Consider the following 23,666-nt stretch of genomic DNA (forward strand, 5'->3'; position numbering starts at 1 on the left):
ATCACCCTGTGGGCAGATCCGTCGGAAGGGCGGCGGCGCCGTCCTTGGTGACCCGTGTCGCACCGAAGTAGTCCGGCGTATCGATCTTGTCGAACCGGATGACCGATCCGGTGAACGGCGCGTTGATCATATAACCGCCCCCGACGTACAGGCCGACGTGCCGGATCGCACGGGAGTTGGTGAGGTCGTCGGAGAAGAACACCAGATCCCCCGGGAGCAGCTCGTCCCGCGAGGGATGCGGGCCCGCGTTGTACTGGTCGTTGGCGACGCGCGGCAGCTCGATGCCCACGGTCCGGTACGCCGCCTGGGTCAGCCCCGAACAGTCGAACCGGCCCTGCTGCTCCGGCGTCCCGTTGCCGCCCCACAGATACGGCGTACCGAGCCTCTTCTGTGCGAAGTAGATGGCCCCGGCGGCCTGCCGGGAGGGCGCGACACGGCCGACGGGCCGGGCGAAGCTCTTCTCCAGCGAGCGGATGATCTTGACGTAGTTCTGTGTCTCCTTGTACGGCGGGACGCCGCCGTACTTGATCACCGCGTAGGCGCCGGCGTTGTACGCGGCGAGCATGTTGCTCGTCGGGTCGCCCGGCACCTTCTTCACGTACCCGGCGAGCTCGCAGTCGTACGAGGCGGCCGAGGGGATCGCGTCGGCGGGGTCCCACACGTCCCGCTTGCCGTCGCCGTTGCCGTCGATCCCGTGCGTGGCCCACGTACCGGGGATGAACTGGGCGATGCCCTGTGCGGCGGCGTGGCTCTGCGCCTGCGGGTTCCAACCGCTCTCCTGGTACAACTGCGCGGCGAGCAGAGCCGGGTTGATGGCGGGACAGAGGTTGCCCCACTTCTGCACCAGCGGCTGGAACCGCGCCGGGACCGCCCCCTTGGCCAGCGCGACGGCACCGCCGCCCCCCGACCCGGCGAGCCCGGCGGCGGCGGAGTACGTACCGACGACGAGCAGCGCCAGGAAGCACATGACCATGCCGACGCCGATGCCACCGAACACCCAGAATTTCCGCACCCCTCAACCATCCCCCATCGGGGCGTGCTTCAGAGCCCTTTTCGACGGTGTGTACGAGTCATCCGCGGCACACCACCGGCGCACCCGAAGCACACGGGGGCGTCGACGGCTCACCGGCACCAGAGGTGACGCGACCTCAGCCGCCCGTCCCCGACCAGAAGTCGGAGCGGACGTTGGGGCGGGGCAGCGGATAGACGTCCTTGTACGCCGGACCGTTCGGCTCGGAGGTGGGAGCGGCGACCTTCGACTCCTTCACGCACGGGCTGTCGGCCTCCAGGAAGGCCTGCCCCTTCCCCCGGAAGGAGACGCTGACACCGAATCCGCTCTCCGTGACCGCGTAGACCGCCGGGAACTTCTCGTCCTTGTTGACCGCCTTGATCCGGTAGTCGTTCTTCCGCCAGAACGTCTCCGCACGGTCCAGGAAGGTCTGACGGAGTTCGGGGGAGACGACGGTCATGACGGCCCGCCGGCGGGTCACACCGCAGGCGCGGGTGGTGGTCGGCCCGTGCGCCCACCGCACATCGGGGTCGATGCCCTTCAGGACCGCGTCCAGCATCGCGTCGGACTGCTCGGCAGCCTCCTGCATGTCCATCCCGCGCTCCTTTCCGGCGCTCACGCCACCGTCGCGCGCGCTTCCGTCCTCACTCCCGCACCCGGACAGCGCAACCGCCAGGGCGAGGACCACCGCGCCGAGGGGCAGAGCCCGCTTCGCTCGACTCACTTCGGTTCCTCCATCTTGAGCCGGTCGGCGTTGCCCGACACGATCAGGGCGATGCTGTCCGCGGACACGGCGTCGCGTTCCGGGCTGAAGTAGTTCGAGTGCGAGTCCAGACTGATGCCGCTCCCGCTGACGAGCGGCGGACCGTCGGCCACCGGGAAGCGCCGCGCCCCGAACGCCTTGCTCGCCGGATCCTTCCCGAACCACAGGTCGTCGTCACCCGGATCGGCCAGATCGCCGGCCAGATAGGCCCCGCCGGGGCCGCCCAGGGCCAGCCCGATGCCGCCCACCACCACCTGGGTCTTCGAGGGCAGCTTGGTCACCGGGTCGTTGGCGGCGGCGCCCACGAATACGTGCTCGCTGCCGACGCCGAGGTCCACGGCGTGGTCGACGCCGACCCCCGGACTGCCGACCAGGATGATGTCGTCGACCCCGGGTATCCCGCCGGGCCGGGCCGCCGCGGCGCCCACGGTGCGGGATCCGTAGGAGTGCCCGATGGCCGTCATGTGCGGGTCCTTGTTCTGGTTGGTCACGGAGATCCCGCCCATGAAGTCGCGGTAGGCCGCCCCGCCCTTCTCGGCGCGCCCCGTGCCCATGACGGCGAAGTAGCCCGCCGCCCCGTCCTTGTCCGGCAGCTGCGGCGCGTCGTACCCGAGCCAGACGATGGACGCCGTGGAGTCGTCGTACCCCTGCGCCCCGATCGCGGTGTCCCGGGCCCGCCCGAGGTCGTTCTTGGCGAACTCCTCGTCGAGCGAGGTGTTGAGCCCCGGTACGTACGCCGACACGTGCTGGGAGGCGTCGGGGTTGCCGAACGAGACGATGGCCCGCCCGTTGCCCTCGTCCCCGATCCCGATGAGATACATGGGCGGCTTGCCGTTCTCCTTCAGCTGCCGGTCGATCTCCCGCAACCCGGCCAGCTGGTCGCGGGCCTTGTCGGTGTCGACCCCTTCCAGCTTGTCGATCAGCGCGGGGAGGTTCCTGCGGTTGGCGGCGTCGCGCGCGAGGACCGGGATGCCGTCGAGATTGCCGATCCGGTCCGGGACCAGCTCGATGTACCGTTCGCGCTCCTCCGGCGAGAGCCCGTCCCACCAGGCCTTGTTCCCGGCGGGCGTGGCGTTCTGCGGAATCCGCCCGCTCAGGTGCGCGCGCTCGGCGTCCCGCACCTCGGCGTCGACCCGCGCCCCCGAGCCGGGTATCGCCAGCCCGGCGCCGGCCCCGCCGACCGCCTTGTTCCAGTCCCAGACGGCGCCGACGTAGTCGCCCCGGTCCCACTTGTCACCCGCGCCCTGGGTGTCACGCCCCCACTGGTCGACGATGCGCCGACCGCTCTCGCCCGGCCGCAGGACCGCGTCGACGACCCCTTGGACGTCGCCGCCCAGCCCGTCCCCGAGGAACCCGTCGAGGAACCCGCCGCCGTTGGGGCCCGCGGGTCTACCCGCGTCGACCGGCACGATGACGTCGCTCGGGGGGAAGGCGTCGCCGCCTTGACCGCCGCTTTGGCCGTCGCCCTGGTCGCCGCCTTGGCCGTCGCCCTGGTCGCCGCCTTGGGGGGACGAGGCATTGCCCTGGGGACCGCCGCCGCTGCTGCCGGCAGTGCTTCCGTCGGTGCCACCGTCAGTGCTTCCGGTGGTGCTTCCGGTGGTGCTTCCGCCCTTGCTCCCGGTGGTCGCGGCCCCTCCGGTGTCGCCGCTGGTACCGGTGCTGCCGGTACCACCGGTGAGGCTGGACCCGTCACCGCCGCCGCCATCCGCACCGGCGCCCGAAGAATCACCGTGGCCGCTACCGCCGCCGGTATCGCCACCGCTGCCGCTTCCGCCACCGCTGCCATCGGTGCTTCCGCCACCGGCCACGACGTCATGCCCCGGCGCCGGGCACGAGCCACCGGTGAGTTCGCAGATCGCGCTACGGATCTCCGCGGTGAGCTGCCTGCCCGTTCCGGTGGCCATCAGCCCGCCGACGAGCGCGACGACCACGAGGACGAGGCCCAGATACTCCAGCGCGGTCTGCCCGCCGTCGCGACGGAGCTTCATCATCCGGGCGAAGCTGAACAGCCGTTGCTCGGCCCGCTCGTCCAGTCCCCTCCGGAACCATCGACGGCTCCCCGGCCGGCACAGCAGCACGATGACGGCCACCGGTATCACCAGCCGGGCGACACCTCCCGCCCCCGCCCCGCCGCTCAACTCCGCGAGCGCACCGAGGACGATCCACGCCTGAACGGCGAGGAGCCCGTACCAGACCCGGACGCCGCCCTTACGGACGTACAGCGACAGCACAAAGGCGCCGATGCCGGGTAACGACGCGTACAGCAACAGCCCGAGAAGGTACCCGTCGACCGCGTCCACCGAGGACGCCGTCGACAGGGCCCTGACCGCGCCCACCAGGGTGGCTACGAAGAGAACGTGAAGAAGGATCAGCACCGCCTGCAACGGCCGGGGCATCAACCGCCCGGAATCCGCTACGGCAGCGCTTACATCGACGCCAACAGGGACCGCGCTTCTTCGTATGCCGGACAAGAGCAGTCCCCTACCTCGTGAGTGGGCGGAACGGGCGACAGATCAGTCACTCCGCGTATGCGACCACACGGGCTGGGGACACGACATGGGCCCCAGGACCCAATACAGGGCTCAAAGCCCGCACACGCCAACCCAGTTGAGCTGGCTTGCCCCGATCAGGCCCCTCTTGCCGCCCCCTCGGGGGCACCTGCCGACCAGAAGTCGGAGCGGATGTTGGGGCGGGGGATGAGCCGCGCTTCCGGATCGAGGAACGCGGTGGCAGGGCTCGTGGAATCGATGACCTCGGAACGGCGGACGCAGGGGCTGTCCACGGTGAAGTGCACTTGGCCCTTATCGGCAACCGTCAGACTCACTTGGAATCCGTCCTGCGTCTCCACATAGATCGCGGGAGCGTCGACATGGCTGTTGATGGATGTCACTCGATAGCCGCTCTTTCGCCAGAACCGATCCACCACCCCCAGGAAGCTTCCTCTCCGCTGCGCAGAGACAACCGTCATGACCGTCCGCCTCCGAGTAACCGTGCAGTTCCCCGCAGTCGTCGGTCCGTGCACCCAAAGCACACTCGGCTCGACCTCATCAAGAACGCTGTCAAGCATCTCATCAGCACGCTCAGCCGCATCCTGCATATCCATATCTGCACCCCGGTCCTCTGAACATCCTGACAGCAACACCCCCAAGAGAATGACCAGGACAAAAAATCGAGCCCTATCCATCAACGCGGCTCTTCTCTCTGAATCCTGTTCGGATATCCTGCAGCGATCAGTGCCATATTCTCGACGGACGTTCTATCTACCTCGGGGTCAAAGTATTCCGAGTGGGCATCGATCGTGACTTTTCCTTCTCCGACCAGCGGCGGACCATCCCCTACCTCGAACCGCCGGGCTCCGAAAGCTTCGCTGGCCGGGTCCTTGCCGAACCAGACATCATCACCCCCTCGGTCTGCTAAACCACCGAAGACATGGGCTGCAACTGGTCCGCCGACCAACATCCCAGCCGTTCCTACTGCGAACTCGCCCTTCGTTGGAAGTTTGGTCACAACATCGTTGGCAGCCGCCCCGACGAACACGTGGTCACGCCCCACCCCCAGCTCATCAGCACTGTCGACTCCCACCCCCGGGCTCCCCACAAACACAATTTCGTCAACACCAGCAATCCCACCGTGTTGTTGCGTAGCCGCTCCTACGGTCCGCGAACCGTAGGAGTGACCAATAGCCGTCAAGTGCGGATCCTCGTTGTCATTGGCCACATTAATTCCGCCCATGAATTCACGGAAGGCCTGGCCACCCTCATCCGCTCTGCCGTCCGCAGCAACTGAAAGAGTACTGAGACCGTCCGGCGACTGCGGTGCGTCATACCCGAGCCACGTGATGGCAGCGGCAGGCGCGCCATACTGATTCGCGGCGATGGACAGATCACGCGCCCGCTTCAAATCGCCGCCAGCAAACCCCACATCCAACGAGGTATTCAACCCCGGAACATAAGCAGCCACGTTCCGAGCCGTATCAGGATTCCCGTACGAGACGATCGCCCGACCGTTTCCCTGATCCCCGATCCCGAGCAGGTACATCGGCGGCTCACCCGTCCGCGGCACCGCCCGCAGTTGCCGGTCGATCTCCCGCAGCGCCGCGAGCTTGGTCGCCGAATCCTCGTCGTCCCGCCCCTCCAGCTTCCCCATCAACAACTGAAGGTTGTCCCGGTTCGCCGCGTCCCGTACGAGGGCCGGCAGCCCGTCCAGGTTGCCGATCCGGTCCGGGTACACCGCGAGGTACTCCTCGCGCTGTTCGTCCGTCAGACCGGCCCACCACGCCTTGCGCTCCGCCGGGTTCGCATCGTGCGGGATCGCGTTCGCCAGGTAGCTGCCCGCCGCCTGCCGCACCGCCGCCGCATCGGCCGCGGCGTCCTTCCACGTCGCGGCCGGGACGCCCAGGCCCTCCTGCGCCTTCAGCGACCGCAGGATCCTGGTGTACCGCCAGTCCGCGTCGGCCGCCGTCCGCACGGCCTGCGCCACCCGGTCCGCGATGTCCTGGGCCTTGCCGGCGTTCGGGTTGGGCGCCACGAGACCCGAAGAGGTGACCATGCCCGGGTTCGGAACCCCGGACGCCGTCCCGCCCGCCAACGGCTTCCCGTCGACCAGGCCCTCACCCGCCGCCGGATACGTCACCGAACCGTCCGCGTGCACCGTGAACCGCAGCGCCGCCGCATCGTCCAGCGCCCCCTGCAGCACCCGCTGCTGGGCCTTGATCTCATGGGCCAGGCTGTTCAATGTGGTCCGCAGCAGCCCGCACTCGGTATAGATGTACTGGAAGTTCGTCCCCAGCCTGCGCAACCGCCCCACGGCCGCGTCCACCGCCTCCCCCTTCTGCGTGTCGTGCAGGCCGGGCAGGAGCTGGCCCTCGATGCGGTCCCGGGCCGCGTCAGCACGGTTGCTCACCCGCCCCCAGCCGTCCGCCGCCCCCTCCAGTTCGGCGCACTTCACCTCACGTAACGCGGTCCAGGTCAAGGCGGAACCCGTCCCTCCGCTCCGCCCGCTCACCACGCACCGACACCACCAGAGGTCCTCACCCCGTCGAAGCCGTTCTTCACCGCCTCGTTGGCTTGCGCCTGGCCCGCGACGACGGCCCGCAGTTTCCCGGCGAGGCTCCCGCACTCGTCGCGCGCCTCCTCGATACGGCGCTCCCACGAGGCGCGCACGGCACCCAGTTCGACCAGCGCGTCCAGCGCTCCGGCCCCGGCGATCAAGCCCCGGTGTGCCGCCTCCAGCTCGCCCTGCACCGGGCCGAGGTGTGTGACCAGCTGGTCGGCCGCACCGGCGGCCCGCAGCCACGGACCGCCACTGTGCCGAAGATCCCCGCCCTCGGCCGCCCCCGCCGGTCCGGCCGTCGCCCCCGGCCTCCCCCAGCCATCGTCCGGCTGGCCGACCATGGTTACTCCGCCCACACCGCTCACCCCGTTCCTCTCGATCGTGGAGCGGCACTGTGCCAAATCCGCGGTACGCGACATGCCGTAGGCAAACCAGCTGGGCCCCGTCTCCGTACGCCCCCGGCCCCATGGGTCCCGGCCGGGCAGAGCGGGGCACCGCTGCCCGTGATGGCGCGCGGTTCACCCGAACGAAGGGGAAGCCGAACGCAGCCCCCTCGCGTCGCTCAGCCGCACGGCTGCACGGCTGCACGGCTGCACGGCTGCACGGCTGCACGGCGAACGTGCCGGGTCGGCTGCGGTCGCGTCAGCCCGACCCACACCTCTCCGGGTCCCGCCCACTCCCAGCGCCCGGTTTCCCAACCACGCCTGACGGAGCATCGAACAGGAGGCCGACCGGCGCACCGACGGCTCTCGAACGGCGCATACGAACACGCCGTGCCCCGCGAACGCTGCAACCGCGTCAGGAGCCCATGGCCATCGTCGTTGCTCCTGGTCACACCCCGTGATACACAGAGTAACTGGGCACATGCGTGAAGAGTCCGGACGGTCCGCAGGTCAGGGCGGCCGCCCCGGTCAAACGTGCGAGATCCGGGTAAAGAGACCCGGGAAGACGTCGTGCGAGCGCGGTTTCATCAGCGAAGATAGAAGGCGACCCGTGGCCGTACGGCACGGGCAGCGAACTACCCAACAGGGGCGGTGACTTACATGATCCTGGCAGCAGAGAAGGGCGACATCACCACCATCATCGGCGGAATCGCTCCGGACTGGGGGCCGTTCGGGACGCTGGGCAACGAGGCGCGCATCATGATCGAGGTGGTGATGGCGATCGCCATTCTGCTCTGCCTCGGCATCGCGATCTGGGGCGCGGCGAAGCAGCGCATCGGAGCGACAGCACTCCGCGACACGTTCAGCGCGGAGCAGGGCAAGGGCCTGATCGTGGCAGGACTGACAGGGGTCTTCATCATCGGCTCCCTGGGGACCCTGTTCACCATCGTGTACGGAATGGCTGTCTGACCGACCGTCGGCCACCCTCCTCCGGGCCGTCCCAGCCCGCTCCCCACCATCCGCCCGTCGCACCCACCGGCTGAGGTTGCGTTTCCCTGATGTCGAGTCACCACACCGCGCTCAAGCGGCAACCAGCAGAGCTACCGTCGTCCTGCGCGGATCTGCACACGACCGAGGGAGCGAACGCGGCATGAGCCCCGGCGACGAGCACGACTACCGCGGCAAGGACCAGGGGGGCCGCCCGGACGACCCGTACAGCACCCTCGGCGGCACCCGTCAGACCCGCACGCGCCTCCCCGACGGCGACGCGGGACTCCCTCACGCGCGCCGCCCGGTCCGTAACTCCCGCTCCCTCGTGACGATCACCGGTGTCGTGGTCCTCCTCATCGCTGCCATCGCGTTCGCCAACCGCGGCGGTGGCAGCGACGAGGACGCCGCCGCCCCGGGCGCCGAGAAGCCCGGAACCACCGGAAGCGCCCCCACCGCGGCCACCGGCACCAAGCCCGTCCAGGGCAAGAACGGCACGATCGCCTCCGGCTTCGCCCACGACGAGCAGGGGGCGCAGAGCGCTGCGGCGAACTACGCGGTGGCGCTGGGGTCCGCGGAGATGTTCACGAAGGAAAGCCGCCGCAGCATCATTCAGGCTACGCATGATCCGGCGGTGGCTGCGGAGCTTCAGGGCAGTCTCGACAGTGCCTATTCGCCGACGTTCCTCAAAAACGTCGGCCTCAACGACGACGGCAGCACGCCCACCGGGCTGACTTTCGTATCAAGGACCGTCCCAGTCGGCACGAAGGTCGTCAAGATGGAGACCGATGCCGCCACGGTGGAAGTCTGGTCCACCGGCCTCGTCGGGCTGGCCGGGCAAGGCTCCACCAAGCCCGTGACCGAGACCTGGTTCACCATCTCGCAGGAGCTCAAGTGGGTCGGGGGCGACTGGAAGATCACCTCGTCGACCCAGGCGGAGGGACCGACACCGGTCAACGGTGACAACCGTGCCTCCACGGCTGACGAGATGGCCGAAGCGGTTGATGCGTACGGAGGCTTCACCTATGCCCGCTAGCCGCCGGTTCCGCCTCTCCTCAATGGTCGGCGCCGCAGGTCTCGTTCCTGCCATGCTGATCGTCTTGACACCGCGTGCATCCGCGGCTCCCACACCCACCCCGACGCCGGCCCCCGCTGAGAGCGACAACCCCTGCGACCTCATCGTCGGGCTCGCCAAGGACTACTGCGAGGACGGGGAGAACGCCCGCAGCGGGTCACGCGCCCCGACCGACATCGACAATCCCACCGACCCCCTCTCCTCCCTAGCCCGAGGCTGCGCCGACGCCGCCTCCTGGATCGTCGGCAAGCTCAGCGAGGCCGTCGAGTCCACGGCCAACGTCGACTTCACCAACCCCAAGTTCCTCCAGCAGTACGCCGTCATCTTCGCGGCCTCCACCATCCTCACCCTCGTCCTCTGGCTCCTCGCCGTAGCCAAGCGGGCCATCCGCGGCGTCCCCCTCACCACCGCGATCTCCGAGGCCGTGGGCTTCCTCTGGCTCACCGTCCTCGCCTCGGCCTTCACCCCACTGATCCTCTACACGATCGTCTCCGCCACCGACGGCGTCACCGAGGCCATCTCCTCCGCCACCGGCGGCCAGACCGACGTCTTCTTCGGCTCGTTCGCCGAAGCCCTCAAGAAGGGCGAGGACATCGGCGGCGGGCCGATCATGCTGATCGTCGTCTCGCTCGTCTCGATCCTCGCCGCAGGCATCCTGTGGCTGGAGCTCGTCATCCGCGCCGCCCTGCTCTACGTCGGCGCGCTCCTCGGGATCGTCGTCTACGCCGGCCTCGTCGACAAGAACATGTGGGGCCACGTCCGCCGCTGGGCCGGCATCATGATCGCGGTGATCATGGTCAAGCCGGTCATCGTCATCGTCCTCGGCCTCGCCGGAGCACTCTCCACGGGCGACGGCCCCGACGCCTTCTCCGCCGTCGTGTCCGGGCTCTCCATCATCCTGCTGGCCATCTTCGCCTCCGCCATGATCTACCGCTTCGTCCCCGGCTTCGGCGACGAGATCCAGGGCGCCCGCACCAACCGCAAGCAGGCCACCGACGGCGCCCAGGCCGCCGCCATGATCAGCTCCCCGGCCGCCCTCGTCTCCCAGGGCATCAAGACCCACAGCGGCCGCAACGACCAGAACAGCGGCGGAGGCGGAGGCGGAGGCGCCCGCCCCGCCAACCCGGCCAGCGGCGGCGTCGCCGCCCACAGCTCCCGCACCACCGGCGGGGGCGGCGGATCCGCCGCCCCCTCGCCCCGCAGCGGGTCCGCACCCACCTCCGGGACCCCCCACAGCAGCCGCTCCTCCCGAGGCGGAGGCGGCTTCGGCACCACAGGTAACTCGAACACAGGAGGTGGAGGGCGTTGACGACTCAGTCCCACACGATGACGCCCCGCCGGACGTATCTCATCGGCCGCGCCCGGCCGAACGCGATCGTCGGCAAGAACCGCGAGACCGGCGAGATCGCCCTCATCATCGTCGGCGCGTTCCTCGGCATGATGAGCGGACTCCTCGTCCCCGTCCTCTCCCTCCGCATCGTCTGCCTCGTGGGCTTCCCGATGCTGGCCCTCGCCATCGTGTACGTCCCGTACAAGGGCCGAACCTTCTACAAGTGGTTCGAGATCAACCGCAGCTTCAGACGCTCCCTCCGCCGCGGCACCGCCTACCGCTCCACCGCCATGGAAGCGGGCGTCAGCAGCGACGGCCGTGAGGTCGAGATCGGCCCGCCCCCCGGCATCGGCCGGATCAGCTGGCTCGCCGCCCCCTTCGGCCCCGACGAGATCGCCGTGCTCCTCCACGCCGACCGCCGCACCGTCACCGCGGCCATCGAGATCGAGGGCCCCGGCGTCGGCCTCCGCGACAGCGAGGACCAGGAAGCCCTCGTCGACCGCTTCGGCACCCTCCTCAAGCACGTGGCCAACGGCGACGGCTTCGTCACCCGCCTCCAGATGCTCGCCCGCACCCTCCCCGCCGACCCCGACGCCCACGCCAAGGACGTCGCCCAGCGCGGCGACAAGGCGTCCCCGGGCTGGCTCCAGGAGTCCTACGACCAGCTCCAGTCCATGGTCTCCACCTCCAGCGAGCAGCACCGCGCCTACCTCGTCGCCTGCATGCACTACAGCCGCGAGCTGGCCGCCGAGGCCAACGCCATGGCCCGCGCCGCCCGCCCCCACGGCGGCCGCAAGCTCGACCGCGACGCCGGCCTCGCCGTCGTGATGGCCCGCGAGCTCACCGACATCTGCGCCCGCCTCGCCGAAGCCGACATCCGGGTACGCCAGCCGCTCGGCCAGAGCCGCCTGGCCTCCCTGGTGCACTCCATGTACGACCCCGACCACCCCATCGACCACATCCAGGCCATGACCAAGCGCAACGCCTGGCCCGCCGAACTGGACGCGGTCGAGCCCACGTTCCTCCAGGCCAAGACCCGCGAGTCCACCACCCGCGCCCCCTGGTGCCACGCCACGGCCTGGGTGAAGGAATGGCCGATGACCCCCGTCGGCGTCAACTTCCTCGCCCCGCTCCTCGTCCACACCCCCGACGTCATCCGCACCGTCGCCGTCTGCATGGACCTCGAACCCACCGAGGTCGCCATCGAACGCATGCTGACCGAGAAGACCAACGACGACGCCGAGGCCAGCCGCCAGGCCAAGATGAACCGCACCGTCGACCCCCGCGACATCGCCGCACACGGCCGGCTCGACCAGCGGGGTGAAGATCTCGCCAGCGGTGCGGCCGGAGTGAACATCGTGGGGTACATCACGGTGTCGTCCCGCTCACCCGAGGCCCTCGCCCGCGACAAGCGCACGATCCGCGCCTCGGCCGGCAAGTCGTATCTCAAGCTGGAGTGGTGCGACCGCGAGCACCACCGGGCCTTCGTGAACACGCTCCCGTTCGCCACCGGCATCCGCCGCTGACGCGCAGGGCCGGGCGTCGCGGCACCGCTGACGCGCGGTCCCGCGCCACGAAGACAGAGAACGACCTCCCCACCCCGAACCGCACGCACGTACCGAACCGCACGTACCGAACCGCACGTACTGAACGCACCGAACCGCACACCCCGCAACAAGAGAGGGCACCCCCACCATGCGAGACCCCCTGTCCGCATTGTCGGATGCCTTCACCGCCTTCCTCTTCGGCAAGGTGGAGACGACCCGCCTCCCCGTCCGTACGTCGACGGGCCAGGCCCAGGCCGTCTACCTCCCCACCGCCGCCCCCGGCCTCGGCGACTCCGGCGTGATCATCGGCCGCGAGGTCTACAGCGGCAAGGGCTACATCTACGACCCCTTCCAGCTGTACGGGCAACAGCTCCCCGCCCCCCACTGGCTCGTCCTCGGCGAGTCCGGCAACGGCAAGTCGGCGCTGGAGAAGACCTACGTCCTGCGCCAGCTCCGCTTCCGCGACCGCCAGGTCGTCGTCCTCGACGCCCAGGGCGAGGACGGCGTCGGCGAGTGGAACCTGATCGCCCAGGAGCTGGGCATAACCCCCATCCGCCTGGACCCGACCGCAGCGCTCAACGGCGGCATCCGGCTCAACCCCCTCGACCCCTCCATCACCACCACCGGCCAGCTCGCCCTGCTCCGTACGATCATCGAAGTCGCGATGGGCCACGGGCTCGACGAGCGTTCCGGCTTCGCCCTGAAGGTCGCCCACGCCTACGTCACCGCGACCATCACCGACCGCCAGCCGGTCCTGATGGACATCGTGGAGCAGCTGCGCCACCCGGAGCCCGAGTCCGCCGAGGCGATGAACGTCGACATAGACGATGTACGGGCCTGGGGCCTGGACGTCGCCCTCGTCCTGGACCGCCTGGTCGACGGTGACCTGCGCGGCATGTTCGACGGGCCCACGACCGTCGGCATCGACCTCGACGCGCCCCTCATCGTCTTCGACCTCTCGCACATCGACCGCAACTCGATCGCGATGCCGATCCTGATGGCGATCGTCGGCGTCTGGCTGGAGCACACCTGGATCAGGCCCGACCGCAAGAAGCGCATCTTCCTGGTCGAGGAGGCGTGGCACATCATCAACTCCCCCTTCGTCGCGCAGCTCTTCCAGCGCCTCCTGAAGTTCGGACGCCGGCTCGGCCTCTCCTTCGTCGCCGTCGTCCACCACCTCAGCGACGTGGTGGACGGAGCCGCGGCGAAGGAAGCGGCGGCCATCCTCAAGATGGCCTCCACCCGCACGATCTACGCCCAGAAATCGGACGAGGCCCGAGCGACCGGCCGGGTCATCGGCCTGCCACGCTGGGCGGTCGAGATCATCCCGACCCTCACCCCCGGCATCGCCGTCTGGGACGTCAACGGCAACGTCCAGGTCGTCAAACACCTGATCACCGAGGCCGAACGCCCCCTGGTCTTCACCGACCGGGCCATGACCGAGGGGTCGACGGACGACCTGCTTCCCGAGGACATCCGCGCCGCCGAGCTGGAGGCGGAGCAACGGGCGGCCCGGATCGAGAACCAGCAACGGATCAACGAGTCGTCAGAGTCAACGGTGGCATGACATGGCACGCCAGGCAGCACGCGGCCGGGGCCCGGCCCGTCACGAAGGACACGACCGGCCCCAGAGCGGCGGGGGCATCCCGGACGGCCTGCTGATCGGCCTCCTGGGCCTCCTCTTCGCCGCCACCCTGGTCGGCTGGACGGCCACCGGCCTCGCCGGGCTCTTCGCCCACGGGGCCTGGCCCGACGGCGTGACGTTCACCCGGTCCCCGCTCGCCCTGCGCGAACTGGCCACCGCCCCCCAGGACCTCGCCGCGGCCTGGCCGGGGACACCCCCGGCCCAGCTCTCCGGGTACGGCCTGTTCTGGGGCCTGTTCATCGGCGAACTGATGGTGCTGCTGGTCCTCGTGGTGTTCACGCTCGGAGTCGTGGCCCGTGGCCGTGCCGTACGGGAACGGCGCCGCGAGGAACGAGCCTTCGAAGCACAGGAGAAGCAGCCGCCCGCACAGAGCCAACCCCCGCACCAGCCCCAAGCCCCTACACCAGCACCGACGAAGACGCACCCCACCACAGCCGCAAGCACACCCGCGGCCACAGAGACACCAACCCCCTCCGAGACCCACGAGATCCACGAGGCACACGAGGCACACGAGGCACACGAGGCACCCGGGACCGCCAAGAAGCCCCCAGGAGTAACTGCCCCCGCCCACCTCCTTCCCTCCCCCCGCACCCCCCTCCTCGTCTACGCAGCCGCTTCCGCCCGGCGCCCCACCGTCGTCCGGGCCGTCCAGGACGCCGAAGGCCCCGCACTCGTCGTCACCTCGGACCCCAGCGTCTGGGCCGAGACGAAAGACGCCCGCGCCAAGCTCGGCCCGGTCCTCGTCTACGACCCGGGCCACCTCTGCGACACCCCGGCCCGCCTCCACTGGTCGCCCACCGCCGGCTGCGAGCTCCCCGACGTCGCCGCCGCACGCGCAGCCGCCCTGCTCGCCCCGGTACGCCCGCAGGCGCGGATCGACGCGGCGGTGGCCGACACCGCGCAGACGCTCCTCCAGTGCTGGCTGCACGCCGCAGCGGTGGACGGCCGCCCCTTCCGCCAGGTCCTCCGCTGGGCCTCGGGCTCCGGCGCCCACGAACCGGTACGCCTCCTCCGTACGCACCCCAAGGCCGCGTCCGGGCTCGCCGGGCTGCTGGAGTCCGCCCTCACCGCCTATCCCGAACGCCGCGAAGTGGCCCAGGAACTGACGGTACGGGCGTTCGCCGCACTGTCCACGGTGCACATCCGCGAGGCCTGCACGGCGAACCGAGCGGATTCCCTCGCGCTGGATTCTTTTGCGGACGAAGGGGGAACGCTCTATCTGGTGGGCGAACCCATCGAGGATCCTCGCTCCCGCCCCGGCGCGATGCCCCTCCTCACCGCGCTCGCCGCAGACGTGGTCGAGCACGGCCGCCGCATGGCCGCACGGTCATCCGACGGTCGGCTCGACCCACCAATGACGCTCGTCCTCGACGACATCGCGGCCGTTGCGCCCCTTCCCCAGCTCCCGGAGCTGCTGGCGACCGGCCAGAACCGGGGCATGCCCGCCCTGGTGCTGCTCCGCTCCCGGGAACAGGGACGGGCCCGCTGGCAGGACCATTTGCACGCCCCCGCCCCGGGCCCCGGCTAGACGAGAGGCTCGGAGCGCCGGCCGGACGCAGGACACCGGAGCACCGCTACCCCTCGCGCCCGAGGACGTACTCCAGCTCCACCTCGCCCCGCCCGCCCGGGGCCGGAATCCGCTGACCGGAGGGGACGAATCCGAACCGCCGGTAGAAGGCGGCGGCCCGCGGGTTCCTCTCGTGCACATAGAGGCGCACCCGCTCCAGCCGCGGCGAGGACAGCGACCAGGCCCACGCGACGGCCTCCCGGAACAGCGCGTCCGTCACCCCGGTGCCCCGCGCCTCGGGCCGGACGAACACACCGACCAGATGCGCCTGTTCCACTGCGGGCGCCTCCCCGAAGCGCACATCGTCCGCCGGGCTCTCGACGAGCACGGTGACCGAACCCACCCACACCCCCTCGGGCGACTCCGCGACGAACTGCCGGACACGATCGCGCCCGCCCCCGCCCTCGGCAGCGGCCGCGGCACGCTCCTGCCAGAAGGCATCCGGTTGCGCCGCAGCATCCTCGTACGACTCCAGGAACGCCACCGGGGCGGCGGGGTCCTTCAGAGCGTCCAGCCGCAACTGCCTGACCTGCGGCCATTCATCGGCCCGCACCGCACGCATCACATAGTCCATCCCCCGATCCTCACCCCCTCCCGCCCGACGATCAACCGACCACCCCACCGCCACCACAAGAAGCGCGACCGCCCCCGCCCACAAAGCCACCGCACCACCCGAACCCACCCCGACACCGACCCCGAACCCGCCCCCCACACCCGTCGTACCCCGGTACTACGCCCCACGCCCACGTCCAGCCCCCGGTCGGACGACCGCACCGGGCCGGCTCCGTAGCGTCGACCGCATGATCAAGGCACACGGACTCACCAAGCGGTACGGCGACAGAACCGTCGTCCGGGACCTCGACTTCACCGTCCGCCCCGGCACCGTCACCGGCTTCCTCGGCCCCAACGGCGCCGGGAAATCCACGACGATGCGCATGCTCCTCGGCCTCGACGCCCCGACCCACGGCCGTTCCACCGTCAACGGGCGCTCCTACGCCGCCCACCCCGCGCCCCTCACCCAGGTCGGCGCCCTGCTGGAGGCCCGGTCCGTCCACCCGGGCCGGTCCGCCCTCAACCACCTGATGGCCCTCGCCCACACCCATGGCATCCCGCGTCGCCGCGTCGAGGAGGTCATCGACCTCGCCGGGCTGACCGACGCCGCCCACCGGAGGGTCAAGGGCTTCTCCCTCGGCATGGGCCAGCGGCTCGGCATCGCCGCCGCACTCCTCGGCGACCCCGCCACCGTCATCCTGGACGAACCGGTCAACGGGCTGGACCCCGAGGGCGTCCTGTGGATCCGCACCCTCCTCACCTCCCTCGCCGCCGAGGGCCGCACGGTCCTCGTCTCCTCCCACCTGATGAGCGAGATGGCCCTCACCGCCGACCACCTGATCGTCATCGGCCGCGGCAGGCTCCTCGCCGACACCACGGTGGCCGAGCTGATCCGTTCGGCGGGCGGGGCATCCGTCAAGGTCGTCACCCCGCAGCCGGACGAACTGGGCGCACACCTGAAGGACCCGGGCGTGACCATCACCGCCTCCCGCGTCCCCACCACCGAAGCCCCTGCCGCCCACGAACTCCGGATCCGGGGAGTGGACGCGGCGCACATCGGAGGCGTGGCCGCCGCGCACGCGATCACGCTGCACGAACTGACCCCGCAGACCGTGTCGCTGGAGCAGGCGTTCATGGACCTCACCCAGGGATCGGTGGACCACCGGCCGCAGCAGCGGACACCGGCGGCTCCCGCCTCTTCCCCTCTCACCGGAGCAGCGGCATGACCACGACCCAGCCCACCTTCCCTTCACCGAGCCCAAGCCCGACCTCACCGCCATCACCATCACCATCACCACCGTCGCAGTCACCGTCCCCGCCCCCGTCACCCCAGTACCGGATCACCGCGCCCCGGATCCTGCGCTCGGAATGGCACAAACTCCACTCACTGCGCTCCACCTGGATCACCCTCATCTCGGCGGTCGTGATGGTCCTGGGCGTCGGGCTGATCATGGGCGGGACCTACACCTCCGGCGGCGGGGACTCCGACGTCGACACGGTCGTCCTGACCCTGTACGGCAGCCTGCTCGGCCAGTTGTGCCTGATCGTCCTGGGCATCCTGATGACCGCCGGCGAGTACGCGACCGGCATGATCCGCTCCTCGCTCACCGCCGTACCCACCCGGCTTCCCGTCCTGTGGGCCAAGGCCGCGGTGTTCGCCGCCACCGTCTTCACGGTCATGTTCGCGACGGCCCTGGTCACGTTCGCGGTGGCGCAGGCCTTCCTCCACGACACCGACCAGGCCGCCTCACTCACCGACCCGGGCATCCTGCGGGCCCTGGCAGGGAACGCGGCGGCGCTCACCCTGCTGGGCCTGCTCGCTCTCGGCCTCGGCGCACTGCTGCGCTCGGTGCCCGGCGCGATCGGCGCGTTCATCGGCGGGGTCATGATCCTGCCGGAGATCCTCGGGATGCTCCCGTACGACGCCGTAGAGCGCGCCATCATGTACTTTCCCACCCAGGCCGGCGGCGCCCTGGGCTCCGCCACCCCCATCCCGGGCACCGTCTCCCCCGGCCCCGCCCTGTTCGCCCTGTCCCTGTGGGCGGGCACGACCCTGGCCGCGGCGGCGCTGGCGCTCAACCGCCGCGACGTCTGACCCACGAGGAGCGACCAGGTGACGGACCGCCCCCGCGCCGCCGGCCCGCACCCGGCGACCGACGACGCCGAAGCACTGCCTCCGCCCGCCGCCAGCGGCGGCACGGCCCCCCTCACCCGGGTCATCCGCAACGCCCTGGACCGCCTCCGCGCCTTCGACCGACGCCGGCCACGGGTCTGGGACGCGGCGGTGACCGCGTTCTGGGCTGTGGCGGCAGTACTCGACTACACCTCCGGCGGCTGGCGGAACGTCGCACGCGACAACGTGACGGCGTCCGAACCGCTGGTGCTCCTGATGAGCCTCTGCTTCTCGCTGCCGCTGCTGTGGCGCCGGACGCATCCCATGGCCGTCCTGCTGCTGATGGCCCCGGCGTCCCTGGTGAACATCTGGACGGGCGCCGTGGTCCAGGCCGCGCTCCTCCAGCTGATCCCCGTGTTCCAGATCGTCCTGCGGTCCTCCTTCCGTACGGTCGGAGCCGCGGGTGCCCTGTTCCTCGCCCCGGTCGTGGCCGTCGGCGTCCGCATCCCCTCCGCATGGGGGCAGGAGGTGGTCTCGTACGTCTGGGGCCTGGTCTTCGTCGTCCTGCTGGGCATCGCGGTACGCACGCGTCGCGAGTACACCGAGGCCCTGGTCGAGCGCGCCCACCGGCTGGAGCACGAACGCGACCAGCAGGCCCGGCTCGCCGCCGCCGCCGAACGCACCCGCATCGCACGGGAGATGCACGACATCATCGGCCACAACCTCTCCGTCATCACGGGCCTGGCCGACGGCGGCGCGTACGCGGCCCGGAAGAACCCGGAACGCGCGGGCCAGGCGCTGGAAGCCATCGGCAGCACCAGCAGACAGGCCCTGTCAGAACTCCGCCGTCTCCTGGGCGTCCTGCGCGACGACCACCCCGAGGCCGAACGCGCCCCGCAGCCGACGCTCGACGAACTGGCCCCCCTCATCGACCGCGTACGCCGGGCGGGCCTGCCCGTCCACCTGGAGCTCCACGGCGAACCCCGCTCGCAGTCGCTCACCCCGGGCCGCCAACTCACCGTGTACCGCGTGGTCCAGGAAGCCCTGACGAACACCCTCAAGCACGCCACCCGCCCCACCTCCGCGACGGTCACGCTCACCTACTCACGCACCCACCTCGACGCCCGCGTCACCGACACGGGCACCGGAACCGGCACGACCGCGGACGCGGAGAAAGCCGCACCGCCGGCCCAGGGCATCATGGGCATGCGCGAACGCGCCGCGCTGTACGACGGCACCGTCGAGGCCGGCCCGCTGCCGAACCACGGCGGATGGCAGATACGACTCCGCCTTCCCCTGGAGGACACGCACCCGTGACGACCGTACTCATCGCGGACGACCAGCCGATGCAGCGCTTCGGCTTCCGCATGCTGCTGGAGAGCCAGGACGACATGACGGTCGTCGGCGAGGCGGGCAATGGCACCGAGGCCGTCGGCCTGGTCGCCCGTCACCACCCGGACGTCGTGCTGATGGACATCCGCATGCCGGGCCTGGACGGCATCGAGGCGACCCGGCGCATCATCACGTCGGGAGCCAGGACCCGCATTCTGATCGTCACGACGTTCGACCTGGACGAGTACGCCTACGAGGGGCTGCGCGCCGGAGCCAGTGGCTTCCTGGTCAAGGACGCCCTGCCCGAGGAACTCCTCGCCGGCATCCGCGCGGTGGCCGCGGGCGACGCGGTGGTCGCCCCGACCCTGACGCGCCGCCTCCTCGACGCCTACGTCCACCACCTCCCCGCCACACCCGGCGCACCGGCCGCAGCCGACCCGCGCATCACCGCGCTGACGGAACGGGAACGGGAGATCCTCACCGTGATCGGCCAGGGCTGGTCCAACACGGAGATCGCCGCCCGCCTCCACCTCGCCGAGTCCACGGTGAAGACGCACGTGACCCGCATCCTCGCCAAAACAGGCGCGAGGGACCGTGTCCAGGCGGTCATCCTGGCCTACGACACCCGCCTGGTCGCCCCGATGTAGGCGGTTCGACGCAGGCGCGGCGTGGACGGCACGGAGAAGTCGGGCCACAGGCCCCGGAACGCAGAAAAGCCCCGCACCAAAAGGTGCGGGGCTTTCCCGGAAAAATTGTTCGGCGGCGTCCTACTCTCCCACAGGGTCCCCCCTGCAGTACCATCGGCGCTGAAAGGCTTAGCTTCCGGGTTCGGAATGTAACCGGGCGTTTCCCTAACGCAATGACCACCGAAACACTATGAAATTAACCAACACCGGAAAAACACGGCCGTTCGTTATTTCAGAACTAACACAGTGGACGCGAGCAACTGAGGACAAGCCCTCGGCCTATTAGTACCAGTCAGCTCCACCCCTTACAGGGCTTCCACATCTGGCCTATCAACCCAGTCGTCTACTGGGAGCCTTAACCCTTCAAGAGGGTGGGAATACTCATCTCGAAGCAGGCTTCCCGCTTAGATGCTTTCAGCGGTTATCCTTTCCGAACGTAGCCAACCAGCCATGCCCTTGGCAGGACAACTGGCACACCAGAGGTTCGTCCGTCCCGGTCCTCTCGTACTAGGGACAGCCCTTCTCAATATTCCTACGCGCACAGCGGATAGGGACCGAACTGTCTCACGACGTTCTAAACCCAGCTCGCGTACCGCTTTAATGGGCGAACAGCCCAACCCTTGGGACCGACTCCAGCCCCAGGATGCGACGAGCCGACATCGAGGTGCCAAACCATCCCGTCGATATGGACTCTTGGGGAAGATCAGCCTGTTATCCCCGGGGTACCTTTTATCCGTTGAGCGACAGCGCTTCCACAAGCCACTGCCGGATCACTAGTCCCGACTTTCGTCCCTGCTCGACCCGTCGGTCTCACAGTCAAGCTCCCTTGTGCACTTACACTCAACACCTGATTGCCAACCAGGCTGAGGGAACCTTTGGGCGCCTCCGTTACTCTTTAGGAGGCAACCGCCCCAGTTAAACTACCCATCAGACACTGTCCCTGATCCGGATCACGGACCCAGGTTAGACATCCAGCACGACCAGAGTGGTATTTCAACGACGACTCCACAACCACTGGCGTGGCCGCTTCAAAGTCTCCCACCTATCCTACACAAGCCGAACCGAACACCAATATCAAACTATAGTAAAGGTCCCGGGGTCTTTCCGTCCTGCTGCGCGAAACGAGCATCTTTACTCGTAGTGCAATTTCACCGGGCCTATGGTTGAGACAGTCGAGAAGTCGTTACGCCATTCGTGCAGGTCGGAACTTACCCGACAAGGAATTTCGCTACCTTAGGATGGTTATAGTTACCACCGCCGTTTACTGGCGCTTAAGTTCTCAGCTTCGCCACCCCGAAAGGCAGCTAACCGGTCCCCTTAACGTTCCAGCACCGGGCAGGCGTCAGTCCGTATACATCGCCTTACGGCTTCGCACGGACCTGTGTTTTTAGTAAACAGTCGCTTCTCGCTGGTCTCTGCGGCCACCCCCAGCTCAAGCAGCAAGTGCTATCACCAGTGATGGCCCCCCTTCTCCCGAAGTTACGGGGGCATTTTGCCGAGTTCCTTAACCATAGTTCACCCGAACGCCTCGGTATTCTCTACCTGACCACCTGAGTCGGTTTAGGGTACGGGCCGCCATGAAACTCGCTAGAGGCTTTTCTCGACAGCATAGGATCATCCACTTCACCACAATCGGCTCGGCATCAGGTCTCAGACTTCATGCACGACGGATTTGCCTACCGTGCGTCCTACACCCTTACCCCGGGACAACCACCGCCCGGGCTGGACTACCTTCCTGCGTCACCCCATCGCTTACCTACTACAAGTCTGGTTCATCGGCTCCACCACTACCCTCAACTCCGAAGAGATCGGGCCGGCTTCACGGACTTAGCATCGCCTGATTCAGTACTGGGCGTTTCAAAGCGGGTACCGGAATATCAACCGGTTGTCCATCGACTACGCCTGTCGGCCTCGCCTTAGGTCCCGACTTACCCTGGGCAGATCAGCTTGACCCAGGAACCCTTAGTCAATCGGCGCACACGTTTCTCACGTGTGTATCGCTACTCATGCCTGCATTCTCACTCGTGAACCGTCCACAACTCGCTTCCGCGGCTGCTTCACCCGGCACACGACGCTCCCCTACCCATCCGTACTCCCGTTGGGGATATATGTACGAATGACACGACTTCGGCGGTACGCTTGAGCCCCGCTACATTGTCGGCGCGGAATCACTTGACCAGTGAGCTATTACGCACTCTTTCAAGGGTGGCTGCTTCTAAGCCAACCTCCTGGTTGTCTCTGCGACTCCACATCCTTTCCCACTTAGCGTACGCTTAGGGGCCTTAGTCGATGCTCTGGGCTGTTTCCCTCTCGACCATGGAGCTTATCCCCCACAGTCTCACTGCCGCGCTCTCACTTACCGGCATTCGGAGTTTGGCTAAGGTCAGTAACCCGGTAGGGCCCATCGCCTATCCAGTGCTCTACCTCCGGCAAGAAACACACGACGCTGCACCTAAATGCATTTCGGGGAGAACCAGCTATCACGGAGTTTGATTGGCCTTTCACCCCTAACCACAGGTCATCCCCCAGGTTTTCAACCCTGGTGGGTTCGGTCCTCCACGAAGTCTTACCTCCGCTTCAACCTGCCCATGGCTAGATCACTCCGCTTCGGGTCTAGAGCGTGCAACTCAATCGCCCTGTTCGGACTCGCTTTCGCTACGGCTTCCCCACACGGGTTAACCTCGCTACACACCGCTAACTCGCAGGCTCATTCTTCAAAAGGCACGCAGTCACGACTGCATGTGCAAGCACATACAGCGACGCTCCCACGGCTTGTAGGCACACGGTTTCAGGTACTATTTCACTCCGCTCCCGCGGTACTTTTCACCATTCCCTCACGGTACTATCCGCTATCGGTCACCAGGGAATATTTAGGCTTAGCGGGTGGTCCCGCCAGATTCACACGGGATTTCTCGGGCCCCGTGCTACTTGGGTGTCTCTCAAACGAGCCGTTGATGTTTCAGCTACGGGGGTCTTACCCTCTACGCCGGACCTTTCGCATGTCCTTCGCCTACATCAACGGTTTCTGACTCGTCTCACAGCCGGCAGACTGTGAAAGAGAGATCCCACAACCCCGCATGCGCAACCCCTGCCGGGTATCACACGCATACGGTTTGGCCTCATCCAGTTTCGCTCGCCACTACTCCCGGAATCACGGTTGTTTTCTCTTCCTGAGGGTACTGAGATGTTTCACTTCCCCTCGTTCCCTCCACACTGCCTATGTGTTCAGCAGCGGGTGACAGCCCATGACGACTGCCGGGTTTCCCCATTCGGAAACCCCCGGATCAAAGCTTGGTTGACAGCTCCCCGGGGACTATCGTGGCCTCCCACGTCCTTCATCGGTTCCTGGTGCCAAGGCATCCACCGTGCGCCCTTAAAAACTTGGCCACAGATGCTCGCGTCCACTGTGCAGTTCTCAAACAACGACCAGCCACCCATCACCCCACCCCTAAGGGCGAGTTCACTGGGGCCGGCAACCGAAGGACAGACTCAAACGAGCCCGTACCCTCAGATACCCAACAACGTGCCCGACACGACCAACCCGTTCCCGTTTTCCACGCCGAAGCAGTACTCACGAAACCGTGCTCATCGTGCCGAATAGTCAACGTTCCACCCATGAGCAACC

At 68.3% G+C, this 23,666-nt stretch carries 17 protein-coding genes and 2 rRNA genes; 10 read left to right on the forward strand and 9 right to left on the reverse strand.

Annotated elements, in window-relative coordinates:
• Position 1 precedes the first annotated feature (1 nt).
• The 6 genes from OG245_RS17340 to OG245_RS17365 all read right to left on the reverse strand — a co-directional run bounded on the left by OG245_RS17340 (position 2) and on the right by OG245_RS17365 (position 7,165).
• Positions 2 to 997, reverse strand: a complete 996-nt coding sequence (locus tag OG245_RS17340) for an NlpC/P60 family protein (protein ID WP_371627908.1) — start codon at positions 995 to 997, stop codon at positions 2 to 4.
• Positions 998 to 1,148: 151 nt separating this feature from the next.
• Positions 1,149 to 1,733, reverse strand: a complete 585-nt coding sequence (locus OG245_RS17345) for a hypothetical protein (RefSeq protein WP_371624427.1) — start codon at positions 1,731 to 1,733, stop codon at positions 1,149 to 1,151.
• On the reverse strand, positions 1,730 to 4,168 hold the full coding sequence (locus OG245_RS17350) for an alpha/beta hydrolase (protein WP_371624428.1): 2,439 nt from the start codon (positions 4,166 to 4,168) through the stop codon (positions 1,730 to 1,732). Before OG245_RS17350 ends, OG245_RS17345 begins: the two co-directional genes overlap by 4 nt.
• A gap of 230 nt (positions 4,169 to 4,398) precedes the next feature.
• Complete coding sequence (locus tag OG245_RS17355; protein ID WP_371624429.1) at positions 4,399 to 4,875, reverse strand: hypothetical protein; 477 nt, start codon at positions 4,873 to 4,875, stop codon at positions 4,399 to 4,401.
• Between the two features lie 80 nt (positions 4,876 to 4,955).
• Positions 4,956 to 6,776, reverse strand: a complete 1,821-nt coding sequence (locus OG245_RS17360; protein ID WP_371624430.1) for an alpha/beta hydrolase — start codon at positions 6,774 to 6,776, stop codon at positions 4,956 to 4,958.
• A complete protein-coding gene (locus OG245_RS17365) occupies positions 6,773 to 7,165 on the reverse strand; it encodes a hypothetical protein (RefSeq protein ID WP_371624431.1) in 393 nt (130 codons plus the stop codon). Before OG245_RS17365 ends, OG245_RS17360 begins: the two co-directional genes overlap by 4 nt.
• 702 nt (positions 7,166 to 7,867) lie before the next feature.
• Here OG245_RS17365 and OG245_RS17370 point away from each other — a divergent pair.
• From OG245_RS17370 to OG245_RS17395, 6 genes are all read left to right on the forward strand, one after another.
• Complete coding sequence (locus tag OG245_RS17370) at positions 7,868 to 8,176, forward strand: hypothetical protein (RefSeq protein WP_003968086.1); 309 nt, start codon at positions 7,868 to 7,870, stop codon at positions 8,174 to 8,176.
• A 181-nt stretch (positions 8,177 to 8,357) separates the two neighbouring features.
• Positions 8,358 to 9,230, forward strand: coding sequence for a hypothetical protein (locus tag OG245_RS17375; RefSeq protein ID WP_371624432.1), 873 nt, complete (start codon positions 8,358 to 8,360; stop codon positions 9,228 to 9,230).
• Complete coding sequence (locus tag OG245_RS17380) at positions 9,220 to 10,578, forward strand: hypothetical protein (RefSeq protein ID WP_371624433.1); 1,359 nt, start codon at positions 9,220 to 9,222, stop codon at positions 10,576 to 10,578. Before OG245_RS17375 ends, OG245_RS17380 begins: the two co-directional genes overlap by 11 nt.
• Positions 10,575 to 12,125, forward strand: a complete 1,551-nt coding sequence (locus OG245_RS17385) for an SCO6880 family protein (protein WP_371624434.1) — start codon at positions 10,575 to 10,577, stop codon at positions 12,123 to 12,125. Before OG245_RS17380 ends, OG245_RS17385 begins: the two co-directional genes overlap by 4 nt.
• Positions 12,126 to 12,294: 169 nt before the next feature.
• Positions 12,295 to 13,713 (forward strand): ATP-binding protein, encoded by a 1,419-nt coding sequence (locus tag OG245_RS17390; protein ID WP_371624435.1) that lies wholly within the window; start codon positions 12,295 to 12,297, stop codon positions 13,711 to 13,713.
• A 1-nt stretch (position 13,714) separates the two neighbouring features.
• A complete protein-coding gene (locus tag OG245_RS17395) occupies positions 13,715 to 15,319 on the forward strand; it encodes a TraM recognition domain-containing protein (protein ID WP_371624436.1) in 1,605 nt (534 codons plus the stop codon).
• Between the two features lie 46 nt (positions 15,320 to 15,365).
• Here OG245_RS17395 and OG245_RS17400 read toward each other — a convergent pair whose 3' ends face one another.
• Complete coding sequence (locus OG245_RS17400; protein ID WP_371624437.1) at positions 15,366 to 15,932, reverse strand: GNAT family N-acetyltransferase; 567 nt, start codon at positions 15,930 to 15,932, stop codon at positions 15,366 to 15,368.
• A gap of 226 nt (positions 15,933 to 16,158) precedes the next feature.
• On the opposite strand from OG245_RS17400, the gene OG245_RS17405 reads away from it, so the two are divergent.
• From OG245_RS17405 to OG245_RS17420, 4 genes are read left to right on the forward strand one after another with little or no spacing between them, the layout of a single operon-like run.
• Positions 16,159 to 17,136 carry an ABC transporter ATP-binding protein gene (locus tag OG245_RS17405; RefSeq protein WP_371624438.1) on the forward strand — a complete coding sequence of 326 codons (978 nt, stop codon included), beginning with the start codon at positions 16,159 to 16,161 and terminating at the stop codon, positions 17,134 to 17,136.
• Positions 17,133 to 18,005: an ABC transporter permease gene (locus OG245_RS17410; RefSeq protein WP_371624439.1), complete on the forward strand. Its 873-nt coding sequence runs from the start codon at positions 17,133 to 17,135 to the stop codon at positions 18,003 to 18,005. The genes OG245_RS17405 and OG245_RS17410 overlap by 4 nt, the downstream gene beginning before the upstream one ends.
• A gap of 18 nt (positions 18,006 to 18,023) precedes the next feature.
• Entirely contained in the window at positions 18,024 to 19,340 is a 1,317-nt protein-coding gene (locus OG245_RS17415; protein ID WP_371624440.1) for a sensor histidine kinase, read from the forward strand.
• Positions 19,337 to 20,002 (forward strand): response regulator, encoded by a 666-nt coding sequence (locus OG245_RS17420; RefSeq protein WP_371624441.1) that lies wholly within the window; start codon positions 19,337 to 19,339, stop codon positions 20,000 to 20,002. Before OG245_RS17415 ends, OG245_RS17420 begins: the two co-directional genes overlap by 4 nt.
• Positions 20,003 to 20,109: 107 nt before the next feature.
• Here OG245_RS17420 and rrf read toward each other — a convergent pair.
• Together rrf and OG245_RS17430 are read right to left on the reverse strand one after the other, a co-directional pair.
• Positions 20,110 to 20,226, reverse strand: a 5S ribosomal RNA gene (gene rrf / locus OG245_RS17425).
• 77 nt (positions 20,227 to 20,303) lie between these two features.
• Positions 20,304 to 23,428: ribosomal RNA gene (locus tag OG245_RS17430) — 23S ribosomal RNA — on the reverse strand.
• Positions 23,429 to 23,666: the final 238 nt, after the last annotated feature.

The organism is Streptomyces sp. NBC_01116, assembly GCF_041435495.1.
Lineage (GTDB): Bacteria > Actinomycetota > Actinomycetes > Streptomycetales > Streptomycetaceae > Streptomyces.

What these genes read in the sequence shown, in the direction of transcription:
- OG245_RS17350 (WP_371624428.1), bottom strand. Translation starts at nt 4,168, where the DNA reads ATGCCCCGGCCGTTGCAGGCGGTGCTGATCCTTCTTCACGTTCTCTTC.
- OG245_RS17355 (WP_371624429.1), bottom strand. Translation starts at nt 4,875, where the DNA reads ATGGATATGCAGGATGCGGCTGAGCGTGCTGATGAGATGCTTGACAGC.
- OG245_RS17365 (WP_371624431.1), bottom strand. Translation starts at nt 7,165, where the DNA reads ATGGTCGGCCAGCCGGACGATGGCTGGGGGAGGCCGGGGGCGACGGCC.
- OG245_RS17370 (WP_003968086.1), top strand. Translation starts at nt 7,868, where the DNA reads ATGATCCTGGCAGCAGAGAAGGGCGACATCACCACCATCATCGGCGGA.
- OG245_RS17375 (WP_371624432.1), top strand. Translation starts at nt 8,358, where the DNA reads ATGAGCCCCGGCGACGAGCACGACTACCGCGGCAAGGACCAGGGGGGC.
- OG245_RS17380 (WP_371624433.1), top strand. Translation starts at nt 9,220, where the DNA reads ATGCCCGCTAGCCGCCGGTTCCGCCTCTCCTCAATGGTCGGCGCCGCA.
- OG245_RS17390 (WP_371624435.1), top strand. Translation starts at nt 12,295, where the DNA reads ATGCGAGACCCCCTGTCCGCATTGTCGGATGCCTTCACCGCCTTCCTC.
- OG245_RS17395 (WP_371624436.1), top strand. Translation starts at nt 13,715, where the DNA reads ATGGCACGCCAGGCAGCACGCGGCCGGGGCCCGGCCCGTCACGAAGGA.
- OG245_RS17400 (WP_371624437.1), bottom strand. Translation starts at nt 15,932, where the DNA reads ATGGACTATGTGATGCGTGCGGTGCGGGCCGATGAATGGCCGCAGGTC.
- OG245_RS17405 (WP_371624438.1), top strand. Translation starts at nt 16,159, where the DNA reads ATGATCAAGGCACACGGACTCACCAAGCGGTACGGCGACAGAACCGTC.
- OG245_RS17410 (WP_371624439.1), top strand. Translation starts at nt 17,133, where the DNA reads ATGACCACGACCCAGCCCACCTTCCCTTCACCGAGCCCAAGCCCGACC.